This window comes from Pseudomonas sp. 22072 (assembly GCF_052046095.1).
In the GTDB taxonomy this organism is placed as follows: Bacteria; Pseudomonadota; Gammaproteobacteria; order Pseudomonadales; family Pseudomonadaceae; genus Aquipseudomonas; species Aquipseudomonas paracarnis.
This window is the reverse complement of the sequence record NZ_JBQEQE010000006.1, coordinates 213,355-225,087: the sequence shown is the minus strand read 5'-3', so window position 1 is coordinate 225,087 and position 11,733 is coordinate 213,355. Positions and strand designations below refer to the sequence as shown.

Below are 11,733 nucleotides of genomic sequence, written 5' to 3'. Positions count from 1 at the left end.
ACACCATGGCAGGCTCGCGGCACTCTCTGCGCTTGCCATGGATTCCGGTAGCCTTCATGTTCAAACACCTGCTGCTCGCCCTCGCCAGTTCCTCCATGCTCATGGTGGCTCCGGCACACGCCGAACAACCGTCTGACGCCTCCCTGGTGTTGCTGACGGAAAATTTCCCGCCCTACAACATGGCGAAAAACGGCAAGAACTTCGCCAAGGACGAGAACATCGAAGGCATTGCCGTGGACATCGTGCGCGAAACCTTCAAGCGCGCTGGCATTTCCTACAACCTCACTCTGCGTTTTCCTTGGGAGCGAATCTACAAGCTCGCCCTGGAACAGCCAGGTTACGGCGTGTTTGTAATGGCGCGGTTGCCAGATCGTGAAGCCTTGTTCAAATGGGTCGGCCCTATCGGCCCGGACGATTGGGTGTTGCTGGCCAAGGCAGACAGCAAGATCGAGTTGGAAAATCTGGAGCAAGCGCGCCGCTACAAGATTGGCGCCTACAAAGGCGATGCCATTGCCGAAAGCCTGGACAAGCAGGGGCTCAAGCCGATAGTCGCCCTGCGTGACCAGGATAATGCGCAAAAGCTTATGGAAGGCCAGATCGACCTGTGGGCCACAGGCGACCCCGCTGGGCGTTACCTGGCGCGGCAGGTGGGGGTGAACGGGCTCAAGACGGTATTGCGCTTCAACAGTGCGCAGCTTTACCTGGCGTTGAACAAAGACGTGTCGGATGAGGTGGTGGCCAGGCTCCAGGCCGCATTGGATGAGTTACGCAACAGCGGCCGTATAGACGAAATCATGGCGCAATATCTGTAAGTGAGCTGTTGTGGCGAGGGAGCTTGCTCCCGCTGGGCTGCGTAGCGGCCCNGAGCGCTTCGCACTCCAGCGGGAGCAAGCTCCCTCGCCACAGTGACTGTCAGCGATAGATGCCGTTCTTGCCATGCCCGGCCATCGCCCGATTACTGCGCACGCTGATCATCAACTTGATATCGATCCACTCCACGCCCTGCGCCTTGAGCTTGGGCAACTCGCGCTCCAGCACCGCCAGCGTCTGTGGGTAAGGATGCCCGATCATGACTGCCGAACCCTGCTTGTGCGCCAGTTTGATCGCGGTCTGCAGTTGCGTGGTAATCGCCGCCTCGGTGCGTTCGTCATCGAGAAATACATCCCGCGACACATGGGCCAAACCGATCTTCTGCGCCTCGGCGGCGGCGACGGTTTGCGCACTGGTGCGGCTGTCGACGAAGAACTTGTGACGCCGTTGCAACTCACCCATCAGCCAGGCCATCGCTGCCGGTTGTGCGGTCATGCGGCTGCCCATGTGGTTGTTGATGCCGGCGGTGCAGGGCACGGCTTCAAATGCCGCGTCCAGGCGCTTGCCCAGTTCTTCGATGGACAGCTCCGGGTGCCAGGCGAATGGGCCGGTGGCCGGGTCCATGGGCATGTGCAGGATCACGATCTTGCCAGCCTTGTGGGCCTCACGGGCAAATTCGGCGGCGTGGGGCGTGTCCGGCATGATGGCGGCGGTCACCGGGCCGGGTAGCGCAAGCACGCGACGATCCCGAGGCAGGTTTTGCCCCAGGTCGTCGATGATAAGCGTCAGGTAGGCTTTGTGTGGTTCGCTGGCAGTAGCCGCTTGAGCGACCCCTGCCAGGCTGCACAGCACAGCGAAGATCAGGGCAAGACGCATGATCAACGGCTGCGGGTGATGCTCAAGCCCTTGAGCAGGCTGAGCGCCTGGGCCAGTTGGTAGTCATCGTCCTGCGGCATCGGCTTGGCCTTGGCGCGGCTGCCGGTTGGCTGGTCGGCACCGCCGTTGCCATTGCCCAGGTGGCCTTGCAGGTCGGCCTCTTTGTAGTATTCGCCATCGATCTCGTTGGTGATCTTGGCGCGGCGTACTTCGATGTCCGGCACAATGCCCTGGGCCTGGATCGAGCGGCCGTTCGGCGTGTAATACAGCGCCGTGGTGATCTTCAGTGCACGGTCGTTGTTCAGCGGCAATACGGTCTGCACCGAGCCTTTGCCGAAGCTGGTGGTGCCCATCAGCACGCCGCGCTTGAGGTCTTGCAGGGCGCCGGCGACGATTTCCGAGGCCGAAGCGCTGCCGCCGTTGATCAATACCGCCAGTGGCACGTTCTCGCTGAGGTCGTTGCCGGTGGCCGAGAAGCGCAACTCGGAGTTGGCGATACGGCCCTTGGTGTAGACGATCAGGCCCTTGGTGACGAAGTGGTCGACCACCTCGACCGCCGACTGCAACACGCCGCCTGGGTTGTTGCGCAGGTCAAGCACGATGCCGTTGAGCTTCTTGCCGTTGTCCTTGCGCAGCTTGGCCAGGGCCTTGGCCACTTCGTCGCCGGTCTTGACCTGGAACTGGGTGATACGGATATAGCCATAGCCCGACTCCAGCAGCTGGCTTTTCACGCTCTTGACCGTGATGGTCGCACGGGCCAGGGTCACGTCAAACGGGTTGCCGCCGTCGCGTACCAGGGTCAGGGTGATCTTCTGGCCGAGCTTGCCGCGCATCTTGTCGACGGCTTCGGTCATGGTCTGGCCACGGGTCGGCTGGCCGTTGATCTTCACGATCAGGTCGCCGGCCTGGATGCCGGCCTTGGACGCCGGGGTGTCGTCGATAGGCGAGACCACTTTTATCTGGCCGTCTTCGGAGCCCACTTCGATGCCCAGGCCGCCGAACTCACCGCTGGTGCTTTCCTGCAGCTCGGCGAAATCTTCCGGGCCCAGGTAAGCGGAGTGCGGGTCGAGGTTGCTGAGCATGCCCTTGATGGCATTTTCCAGCAGGGCCTTGTCGTCTACGGGTTCGACATACGCTGCCTTGATCCGGTCCATGACCTCGGCAAAGGTGCGCAGCTCGTCCAGCGGCAATGGCGCCTTGGTCGTCGCAGCCATGGCAGGTGCAGCCGGTGCGGCCTGGTCGGCAAAAGCCAGAGGCGCGCCGATCACCAGGGCGATCGTCAGGGCCAGCGAAGTGAGGCGGGACAAATGCAGCATGTCGAACGAACTCCTAATGTAGATGCGACCCTATCCTTGGGACCGGCACCATTGTGCAGGGTCGCTCGGGCGGCCCTGCTGACGAATAGCGAAGTACAGCGCCGGGGTGTCCTGGCCGCCACTGTTACCGACAGTGGAGATGGATTCACCGGCTTTTACAACATCACCTGCCGACTTGAGTAGTGTCTGATTGTGGCCGTAAAGGCTCAAATAGCCATTACCGTGGTCAAGAATCACCAGCAAGCCGGCGCCCCGCAACCAATCGGCGAACACCACGCGCCCACCGTGCACCGCGTGGACCTGGCTGCCGGCAGAGGCGCTGATCATCACGCCATCCCACTTGGCGCGGGTGTCATCGCCACGGGTTTCCCCAAAGCGTGCCAGTAATCGACCATCAACCGGCCATGGAAGTTTGCCTCGTGCTGAAGCAAAAGGGCCGCCGAACGACTCGCCGCTGCTGGAAACCAACGGGCCAGGCGCTGCACGCGCCGGTTTGCGCGGGGCCGGAGCGTCGGTGGTGGCAGCCAGTTCGGCCTCACGCTGACGTTTTTTTTCGGCTTCCTGCTGGGCGATCAGCGCTTTTTGCCGCGCTTCTTCGGCCTCGCGTGCCTGGCGGGCCAGGGTTTCTTCAATGGTCTTGAGGACTTTGGCCAGGTCGGCCTGGTCTTGCTCGCGGGCCTGCAACTTGGCGTCGCGGGCTTTTACGTCGCTGTTGAGCTTGGCCAGGGCCTGCTGGCGTTCCTTGCGTACTTTATCGAGCTGGTCGCGCTGGGTGTCGAGGGCAGTTTTCTGGTCGAGAAGCTGCGATTGCTGGTCGGCGATTTCCTGTTCGACATTGGCCAATTGGCGCAGGGTTTCGTTAAACCCCTTCAATTGCGCCAGGCGCGCCTGGCTCAGGTAGTCGTAATAGGTGAGGGTACGGGCGAATTTTTCCGGGTTCTGCTGGTTGAGCAGCAGCTTGAGGTACTCCTGGCGGCCGCTCTGGTACGCGGCACGGGCCTGGATCGCGATCAGGCGTTGCTGTTCAACGCGTGCGCTCTGGAGTTTTTTTTTCTCAGCGTCGAGTCGCTCCAGTTCCGACTCGCTCTTCTTTAGTTCTTTTTGCAGCTCCTGGACCTGCTTCTCCAGCTTGCCCATTTCGGTTTCCGTGCCGCGCAGGTCTTTCTGCACCCCGGATTTTTCTTCCTGGAGCTTGCCGAGCAGCTTTTTCAGCTCGGTAATGTCCTGACGCGTAGCGTCCAACTGTTGTTGGGTTTGTGCGCGCTCATCGGCAAACGCCGGTTGGAGCAGGCAGACAAGAGCAAGGGTTATCAAGGCGCGAAGCATAGAGGCGGGCGACACCAGGGGAAAAGGACGGCCTAGTATGCCCGCCAAGCGCTGCAAAAAAAACGCCCAATTGGGGCTGGTGGGCAAGATAGGTGCCGAGTGGTGCTGGTATGGCAAAAAGATATCTCTCAAAGCGCCACAAACCAATGTGGGAGCGGGCTTGCCCGCGATTGCGGTNNAGCCGCTATCGCGGGCAAGCCCGCTCCCACACCGTTTTGTGGCGTACTTTGGATCAGACCAGGATCGAGGTCCCGGTCATCTCCTTCGGCTGTTCCAACCCCATCAGCTTGAGCATGGTCGGCGCCACATCCGCCAGCACGCCACCTTCACGCACTTTCAGGTCACGTTTGCCGACATAGATGAACGGTACCGGTTCGGTGGTGTGCGCGGTGTGCGCCTGGCCGGTGGATTCGTCGGACATCTGTTCGCAGTTGCCGTGGTCGGCGGTGATCAGCGCTTCGCCGCCGACTTTTTCCAGCGCGTCGACGATGCGGCCAACACATTTATCCAGGCATTCCACGGCCTTGACCGCCGCTTCCAGGTTGCCGCTGTGGCCAACCATGTCGCCGTTGGCGTAGTTGACGACGATCACGTCATAACGCTGGTGATCAATGGCGTCGACGATCTTGTCGGTGACTTCCGGTGCGCTCATTTCCGGCTGCAAGTCGTAGGTAGCGACTTTTGGCGACGGGATCAGGATGCGCTCTTCGCCGGGGAACGGCTCCTCGCGGCCACCGGAGAAGAAGAACGTCACGTGGGCGTATTTCTCGGTTTCGGCGATGCGCAGTTGGGTCTTGCCGTTCTTGGCCAGGTAGTCGCCCAGCACGTTCTCCAGGCTGCCCGGGGCGAACGCCGACGGGGCCGGGATGTTGGCGGCGTATTGGGTGAGCATGACGAACTCGACCTTCGGCTGGCGCACGCGTTCGAAGTCCTTGAAGCCTTCATCGACGAACACATGGCTCAGTTCACGGGCGCGGTCGGCGCGGAAGTTCATGAACACCACGGCGTCGCCGTCTTCGACCTTCACCGGTTCGCCGATGGTGGTGGCTTTGACGAATTCATCGCTTTCACCGCGGGCGTAGGCCGCTTCCAGGCCTTCCTGGGCGGTGGCCGCGTTGAATTCGGCCTGGCCGTCGACGATCAGGTTGTAGGCCTGGGCGACACGGTCCCAGCGGTTGTCGCGGTCCATGGCGAAGTAACGGCCCACCAGGCTGGCGATACGGCCCTTGCCCAGGGCGGCGAAGGTGGTATCCAGCAGTTCGATGGAGGATTGCGCGCTTTTAGGCGGCGTGTCGCGGCCGTCGAGGAAGGCGTGCAGATAGATTTTGTCAGCACCGCGCTTGAACGCCAGTTCGGCCATGGCGACCAAGTGATCCTGATGGCTGTGTACGCCGCCGTCCGACAACAGGCCCATGAAGTGCACGGCCTTGCCGGCGGCAACGGCTTTATCGACCGCCGCGCAGATGGTCGGGTTCTCGAAGAACTCGCCATCGCGGATCGCCTTGGTGACACGAGTGAAGTCCTGGTACACCACTCGTCCGGCACCGAGGTTCATGTGGCCGACTTCCGAGTTGCCCATCTGGCCGTCCGGCAGGCCCACGTCCATGCCGGAACCTGAGATCAGGCCGTTGGGCACGGTGGCGGTCAGGCGGTCCAGTACCGGCTTGTTGGCCGAGTACACCGCGTTGTCGTGGTGGCTTTCACTGTGTCCGAAGCCATCGAGAATTATCAGGACCAAAGGTTTAGGCGTGGTAGTCATAGATCCTCTCGCGGCGCTAATAAAGGAAGACAATTGAAAAGGGAGTGGCAGTTTAAAGCGAAGTTCCAACCACGTCACCGCTTTACGGGGGTTGGCCCCCCCTGGCGGCTGTGTATACTTACCGCCATTTTAACGCCCTGGAACCTCCTTGATGGTTGATCACCTGATTGCATTTGCCACTGCCCACTACCTGCTTGTGGGCGCCTTCGTCATCCTGCTGGCGCTGCTGATCGCTCACGAACTGAGCCGCGGTGGTCGCAGCCTGAGCACGTCGGAGCTGACCGCGCTGGTCAACAAGGATGAGGCCGTGGTCGTCGATATTCGCCCGGCCAAGGATTATGCCGCCGGCCATATCGTTGGCGCCCTGAACATTCCCCAGGACAAGCTGATTGCGCGTCTGGGCGAACTGGAAAAGCACAAGGCCAAGACCATCATCCTGGTCGATGCCCAGGGCCAGCACTCCGGCACCCACGCCCGTGAGATGCTCAAGTCTGGCTTCACCGCCGCCAAGCTGTCGGGTGGTATCAGCAGCTGGCGTGGCGATAACCTGCCGTTGGTGAAGTGATATGAGCCAGGTTGTCGTGTATTCCAGCGATTGGTGCCCTTACTGCATGCGGGCCAAGGCCTTGCTTGAGAAAAAGGGGGTTGCCTTTGAAGAGATCAAGGTCGATGGCAAGCCCCAGGTGCGCGCCGAAATGGCCCAGAAGGCTGGCCGCACGTCGGTCCCGCAGATCTGGATCGGCACCCGGCATATCGGTGGTTGCGACGACCTGTTCGCTCTGGAGCGCGCCGGTAAACTTGATGCGCTGCTGTCCGCCTGACGCCTAAACCCTCAAGAACCCAAGATAAAGAAGGATCTGCGATGACTGATCAACAGAACACCGAAGCAGCAGAAGCTCAAGGCCCACAGTTCTCGCTGCAGCGGATCTACGTGCGTGACCTGTCGTTCGAAGCGCCGAAAAGCCCGGCCATCTTCCGTCAGGAGTGGACCCCAAGCGTTGCGCTGGACCTGAACACCCGTCAGAAATCCCTGGAAGGTGACTTCCACGAAGTCGTGCTGACCCTGTCGGTCACCGTCAAGAATGGTGAAGAAGTCGCTTTCATCGCTGAAGTGCAACAGGCCGGTATCTTCCTGATCCAGGGCCTGGACGAAGCGTCCATGAGCCACACCCTGGGTGCGTTCTGCCCGAACATCCTGTTCCCGTATGCCCGTGAGACCCTGGACAGCCTGGTCACCCGTGGTTCGTTCCCGGCGCTGATGCTGGCCCCGGTGAACTTCGATGCCCTGTACGCCCAAGAGCTGCAGCGCATGCAACAGGAAGGCGCGCCAACCGTTCAGTAATTTGCTGAGCGATGCCGTTCTAAAATGTGGGAGCGGGCTTGTGTGGGAGCTGGCTTGCCTGCGATAGCATCACTGCGGTGTGACTGACACACCGAGGTGCCTGCATCGCGGGCAAGCCCGGCTCCCACACAAGCCCGCTCCCACATTTGTTATGCGGTGTTATTTAAAGCCCAGTTGGCGCCAGCCTTCATAGACGGCAACGGCTACGGTGTTCGACAGGTTCAGGCTGCGGCAGCCTTCACGCATCGGCAAGCGCAGGCGATGGCCATCGGGCAATGCGTCAAGCACCTCGGCCGGCAGGCCTCGGCTCTCCGGGCCGAACAGGAACGCGTCGCCCTCGGCAAAGCTGGCATCATGAAACGGCCGCGAGCCCTTGGTGGTGAACGCGAACAGCCGTGGGTGGCCCAGGCTCTCCAGGCAACTGGTGAGGTCGGCATGGCGCTTGAGGGTGGCGTACTCGTGGTAGTCCAGCCCGGCACGGCGCAGGCGCTTGTCGTCCATGTCAAAGCCCAACGGCTCGATCAAATGCAGGTGGCAGCCACTGTTGGCGCACAGCCTGATAACGTTGCCGGTATTCGGCGGAATTTCTGGTTGAAAAAGGATGACGTGAAACATGCACGGCTCCGAAGGCAAAGATGCGCTGCATTCTACCCCCGAAGACGACCCGAGACCGAAGCTATTGCCGAGGGTGTTGGGCTCATTGGCGATTGTCGGCTTGATGATTGGCTTGATGATCGGTCGCTTGACCACCCCCGAGCCGCTGGAGCTGCAACAGGTAGAACCTGCGGCGGATGGTTTGGTGGTGTGGTTCAACAACGAACCCAAGCTGCACGGCGAGCATATCGACGGCACCGTGGCGTTGCTGTTTGACGCCCAGGGCAAGGCTGCCAGCGGGCAGCTCAAGGTCAACGGCAAGGACGTGAATTGGCGCATACGCAAGACCGACGCTGGCCTGCTGCTGAACCTGGTGGCGGCTCGGCCGTTGCGTGGGGAGTGGAGCGGTGCAGAGGTCGATGGCCGCTGGCGGCTGGAGATCCATCTCCACGAGCAATAAAAGAGGGAGTTCCCGGCCTGCCTGTACCAGGGCTCCCAAAACGGGGTGAAGCCTAAGGCTTCGGTGTTAAAGAGGGGATTCTCGGCCTGCCTGTACCAAGGTCCCCGAAACTGGGTAGTACTGGGGTTGTTGCAGGGTGCGTGCCAAAACTTGCAATTGCTGCTGGAAAAAAATGCCAAAAAGCGCAAAGCCCCGGAATACGGGGCTTTGTTTGTTTCTGCTACCAAGAAATTTGTAGCGAAAGCGATATGTGAGTTTTCTGGTCTGTGCTCAATGCCGGTTCATCGTGCATTGAAGCGGTGCACAGTCTGCAGGCATTGCACAAAACCAATGTGGGAGCTGGCTTGCCTGCGATGACGGCGCGTCAGCCCTATACAGGGTGACTGACACACCGTCATCGCGGGCAAGCCCGGCTCCCACACTGGGCCTTCAGCGGTCTTGGGGTTCAGGCCTCATCACCCTCATCATCATCCCCACCATCAACCTTCATCCCCAATTCCTTGATCTTGCGCGTCAGGGTATTGCGCCCCCAACCCAGCAGCACGGCCGCATCGCGACGACGGCCGGCAGTGTGCTTCAGGGCAGTCTCGATCATGATCCGCTCGAACGCCGGCACCGCGCTGTCCAGCAGGTTCGACTGGCCGCGTGCCAAGGCCTGGTCCGCCCATTGGCGCAACGCCTGTTCCCAGTTGGTCACGGGAGCCGAGTCCTGCGGCAGGCTCAGCAGCTCCGGCGGCAGGTCGCTGATGTGCACTTCACGCCCGGAGGCCATCACCGTGATCCAGCGGCAGGTATTCTCCAGCTGGCGCACGTTGCCGGGCCACGGCAGGTTTTTGAGGTATTCCTCGGTCTCGCTTTTGAGCAGCTTGGGCTCCACCGCCAGCTCCAGAGCGGCGCGGCTGAGGAAGTGGCGGGCGAGGGTGGGGATATCTTCGCGACGGTCCGACATGCGCGGGATGTGGATGCGGATCACGTTGAGGCGGTGAAACAAGTCCTCACGGAATTTACCCGCATGCACCAGTGTTTCCAGGTTCTGGTGGGTGGCCGCGATGATGCGCACATCCACCTTCACCGGCGTATGCCCGCCCACACGGTAGAACTCGCCGTCAGCCAGCACCCGCAGCAAGCGAGTCTGAGTATCGGCCGGCATGTCGCCGATCTCATCGAGGAACAGCGTGCCGCCGTCCGCCTGTTCAAAGCGCCCGCGACGCAGGTTGGCTGCGCCGGTGAACGCGCCTTTCTCATGGCCGAACAGCTCGGACTCCATCAAATCCTTGGGGATCGCCGCCATGTTCAGCGCGATAAACGGCGACGCCGCCCGTGGACTGTGGCGGTGCAGGGCGTGGGCCACCAGTTCTTTACCGGTCCCCGATTCGCCGTTGATCAGCACAGTGATGTTGGAGTGGCTCAAGCGCCCGATGGCGCGAAACACTTCCTGCATCGCCGGCGCTTCCCCGATGATTTCCGGGGTGCGGGTCAGGGTCGGCGGCGCTTCCTGGTTCTGTTGTTCCTGGGCGTGCTGGTTGGCGCGCTTGACCAGCGCCACCGCTTCATCCACATCGAATGGTTTGGGCAGGTATTCAAAGGCGCCGCCCTGATAGGACGCGACAGCGCTGTCCAGGTCCGAGTGGGCGGTCATGATGATCACCGGCAGGCGCGGGTGCTGCTCGCGAATGCGCGCCAGCAAGTCCAGGCCACTGGCGCCAGGCATGCGGATATCGGAAATGATCACGTCCGGCTGCTGACGTGCCAGGCGGCTCATCACCCCATCGGCGCTGTCGAAGCTCTGGGTGGTCATGCCTTCTTGTTGCAAGGCTTTCTCGAGGACCCAGCGGATAGAACGGTCGTCATCGACGATCCAGACAGTTTCACTACGGCTCATGTCGTGGGGGCTCCTTGTTCCAATGGCAGGAAGATCGAGAACGTGGTGTGGCCAGGGTGGCTCTCACATTCGATCAGGCCCTGGTGCTGGCTGATGATGTTCTGGGTGATGGCCAGGCCCAGCCCGGTACCGTCCGGGCGGCCGCTGACCATGGGAAAGAAGATGGTTTCCTGCAGCTCCGCAGGAATGCCGGGGCCGTTGTCGATGATCTCCACCTTGGTCACCAGGCGGTGGCGCACATGGCCGATGGTGAACTGGCGCAGGGCGCGGGTGCGCAGGCTGATGCGGCCCAGGCGTAGCTCATTCTGGCTGCTGATGGCCTGCATGGCGTTGCGCACGATGTTGAGCACCGCCTGGATCATCTGTTCGCGGTCGATCAACACGTCGGGAATACTTGGGTCGTAGTCGCGCACCAAGGTGATGCAGCCTTGGCTTTCGGCCTCGACCAATTGGCAGACGCGCTCCAGCACCTCATGCACGTTGGTCATTGCCAGGGACGGCAGCTTGTTGGAGCCCAGCATGCGGTCCACCAGGTTACGCAGGCGGTCGGCTTCTTCGATGATGACGTTGGTGTAGTCCTTGAGGTGCTCGTCCGGCAGCTCGCGGGACAACAACTGTGCCGCGCCGCGAATACCGCCCAGCGGGTTTTTGATCTCATGGGCGAGGCCGCGCACCAGCATCTTGCTGGTTTCCTGCTTGGACAGCTGCGCTTCCTCCTTGGTGATGCGCAGCAGGCGGTCGCGGGGGTGGACTTCGAGCAGCAGCAGGGTCGCGCCATTGCTCAGGATCGGGGTCACGGCGTAGTCGACGGTCAACGTTTGCCCGGTGAGCGCGGTGAGCATCGCTTCGCGCTTGGTGAACGGGTGTGCCTGCTCCACGGCCTGGCGCAACGAACTCAAGGCTTCGGCCGACTCGGTGAACAATTCGCTGATGAACTGCCCATGGCTGCGCTGGCCGCTGATGGCCAGGAGCATCTCCGCCGCCGGGTTCATGTACTCAAGGCGCAGGTCGGCATTGAGCAGGATGGTCGCGGTGGTCAGGTTGTCGAGTAACAAACGGTGCAGTGCATCGCTGATGGTCATCGGGACCTCTTTTGGAGCAAGGCGCGGGCTTGAGGCACACGCTGATACAAGGAAAATGCAAAAACCAAACCAAGGCTCCGAAAAGAAGCGCTAATGCCCTGAAATAAGGGTTTCAGGCGCGAAACTGTGGCGTTCTGCCAGCCTCAACGGGAAGTTTCGAACCAAAATGGGCTGGGCAATTGAGAAGGGTGCAAGCTATCGCACCAATATAGTGCGGTTTTGTGAAGGTTGTTCAGCAACTGAAGATTTAAGGCAAATCGCAGTCAGTGTGGGAGCTGGCTTGCCT

12 protein-coding genes are annotated in these 11,733 nt (G+C 61.2%); 5 read left to right on the top strand and 7 right to left on the bottom strand.

What is annotated here, in order from left to right:
• Positions 1–56 precede the first annotated feature (56 nt).
• Positions 57–812, top strand: coding sequence for a substrate-binding periplasmic protein (locus ACTJLA_RS08915; RefSeq protein WP_054919510.1), 756 nt, complete (start codon positions 57–59; stop codon positions 810–812).
• Positions 813–912: 100 nt separating this feature from the next.
• On the opposite strand, the gene ACTJLA_RS08910 is transcribed toward ACTJLA_RS08915, so the two are convergent.
• From ACTJLA_RS08910 to gpmI, 4 genes are all read right to left on the bottom strand, one after another.
• Positions 913–1,686 carry a divergent polysaccharide deacetylase family protein gene (locus tag ACTJLA_RS08910; RefSeq protein WP_054919501.1) on the bottom strand — a complete coding sequence of 258 codons (774 nt, stop codon included), beginning with the start codon at positions 1,684–1,686 and terminating at the stop codon, positions 913–915.
• Positions 1,687–1,688: 2 nt separating this feature from the next.
• On the bottom strand, positions 1,689–3,002 hold the full coding sequence (locus tag ACTJLA_RS08905) for a S41 family peptidase (RefSeq protein WP_034125537.1): 1,314 nt from the start codon (positions 3,000–3,002) through the stop codon (positions 1,689–1,691).
• 30 nt (positions 3,003–3,032) lie between these two features.
• On the bottom strand, positions 3,033–4,328 hold the full coding sequence (locus ACTJLA_RS08900) for a murein hydrolase activator EnvC family protein (protein WP_003187792.1): 1,296 nt from the start codon (positions 4,326–4,328) through the stop codon (positions 3,033–3,035).
• A 232-nt stretch (positions 4,329–4,560) separates the two neighbouring features.
• Positions 4,561–6,087 (bottom strand): 2,3-bisphosphoglycerate-independent phosphoglycerate mutase, encoded by a 1,527-nt coding sequence (gene gpmI, locus ACTJLA_RS08895; RefSeq protein WP_440841017.1) that lies wholly within the window; start codon positions 6,085–6,087, stop codon positions 4,561–4,563.
• 151 nt (positions 6,088–6,238) lie between these two features.
• On the opposite strand from gpmI, the gene ACTJLA_RS08890 reads away from it, so the two are divergent.
• From ACTJLA_RS08890 to secB, 3 genes are read left to right on the top strand one after another with little or no spacing between them, the layout of a single operon-like run.
• Positions 6,239–6,652: a rhodanese-like domain-containing protein gene (locus ACTJLA_RS08890; RefSeq protein WP_032901811.1), complete on the top strand. Its 414-nt coding sequence runs from the start codon at positions 6,239–6,241 to the stop codon at positions 6,650–6,652.
• A gap of 1 nt (position 6,653) precedes the next feature.
• A complete protein-coding gene (gene grxC, locus ACTJLA_RS08885) occupies positions 6,654–6,908 on the top strand; it encodes a glutaredoxin 3 (RefSeq protein WP_003171118.1) in 255 nt (84 codons plus the stop codon).
• Positions 6,909–6,949: 41 nt separating this feature from the next.
• Positions 6,950–7,429 (top strand): protein-export chaperone SecB, encoded by a 480-nt coding sequence (secB, locus tag ACTJLA_RS08880; protein WP_032894017.1) that lies wholly within the window; start codon positions 6,950–6,952, stop codon positions 7,427–7,429.
• Between the two features lie 159 nt (positions 7,430–7,588).
• Here secB and ACTJLA_RS08875 read toward each other — a convergent pair whose 3' ends face one another.
• Positions 7,589–8,044, bottom strand: coding sequence for a tRNA (cytidine(34)-2'-O)-methyltransferase (locus ACTJLA_RS08875; RefSeq protein ID WP_314545679.1), 456 nt, complete (start codon positions 8,042–8,044; stop codon positions 7,589–7,591).
• Between ACTJLA_RS08875 and ACTJLA_RS08870 the strand changes: the two genes are divergently transcribed.
• Positions 8,043–8,483, top strand: a complete 441-nt coding sequence (locus ACTJLA_RS08870; RefSeq protein ID WP_314545682.1) for a hypothetical protein — start codon at positions 8,043–8,045, stop codon at positions 8,481–8,483. The two genes, ACTJLA_RS08875 and ACTJLA_RS08870, sit on opposite strands and share 2 nt — an antisense overlap.
• Positions 8,484–8,928: 445 nt before the next feature.
• Here ACTJLA_RS08870 and ntrC read toward each other — a convergent pair whose 3' ends face one another.
• On the bottom strand, positions 8,929–10,365 hold the full coding sequence (ntrC, locus tag ACTJLA_RS08865; RefSeq protein ID WP_003187806.1) for a nitrogen regulation protein NR(I): 1,437 nt from the start codon (positions 10,363–10,365) through the stop codon (positions 8,929–8,931).
• On the bottom strand, positions 10,362–11,447 hold the full coding sequence (gene glnL / locus ACTJLA_RS08860) for a nitrogen regulation protein NR(II) (RefSeq protein WP_014716523.1): 1,086 nt from the start codon (positions 11,445–11,447) through the stop codon (positions 10,362–10,364). Before glnL ends, ntrC begins: the two co-directional genes overlap by 4 nt.
• Positions 11,448–11,733: the final 286 nt, after the last annotated feature.

What these genes read in the sequence shown, in the direction of transcription:
- ACTJLA_RS08915 (WP_054919510.1), top strand. Translation starts at nt 57, where the DNA reads ATGTTCAAACACCTGCTGCTCGCCCTCGCCAGTTCCTCCATGCTCATG.
- ACTJLA_RS08910 (WP_054919501.1), bottom strand. Translation starts at nt 1,686, where the DNA reads ATGCGTCTTGCCCTGATCTTCGCTGTGCTGTGCAGCCTGGCAGGGGTC.
- ACTJLA_RS08905 (WP_034125537.1), bottom strand. Translation starts at nt 3,002, where the DNA reads ATGCTGCATTTGTCCCGCCTCACTTCGCTGGCCCTGACGATCGCCCTG.
- ACTJLA_RS08900 (WP_003187792.1), bottom strand. Translation starts at nt 4,328, where the DNA reads ATGCTTCGCGCCTTGATAACCCTTGCTCTTGTCTGCCTGCTCCAACCG.
- gpmI (WP_440841017.1), bottom strand. Translation starts at nt 6,087, where the DNA reads ATGACTACCACGCCTAAACCTTTGGTCCTGATAATTCTCGATGGCTTC.
- ACTJLA_RS08890 (WP_032901811.1), top strand. Translation starts at nt 6,239, where the DNA reads ATGGTTGATCACCTGATTGCATTTGCCACTGCCCACTACCTGCTTGTG.
- grxC (WP_003171118.1), top strand. Translation starts at nt 6,654, where the DNA reads ATGAGCCAGGTTGTCGTGTATTCCAGCGATTGGTGCCCTTACTGCATG.
- secB (WP_032894017.1), top strand. Translation starts at nt 6,950, where the DNA reads ATGACTGATCAACAGAACACCGAAGCAGCAGAAGCTCAAGGCCCACAG.
- ACTJLA_RS08870 (WP_314545682.1), top strand. Translation starts at nt 8,043, where the DNA reads ATGCACGGCTCCGAAGGCAAAGATGCGCTGCATTCTACCCCCGAAGAC.
- ACTJLA_RS08875 (WP_314545679.1), bottom strand. Translation starts at nt 8,044, where the DNA reads ATGTTTCACGTCATCCTTTTTCAACCAGAAATTCCGCCGAATACCGGC.
- ntrC (WP_003187806.1), bottom strand. Translation starts at nt 10,365, where the DNA reads ATGAGCCGTAGTGAAACTGTCTGGATCGTCGATGACGACCGTTCTATC.
- glnL (WP_014716523.1), bottom strand. Translation starts at nt 11,447, where the DNA reads ATGACCATCAGCGATGCACTGCACCGTTTGTTACTCGACAACCTGACC.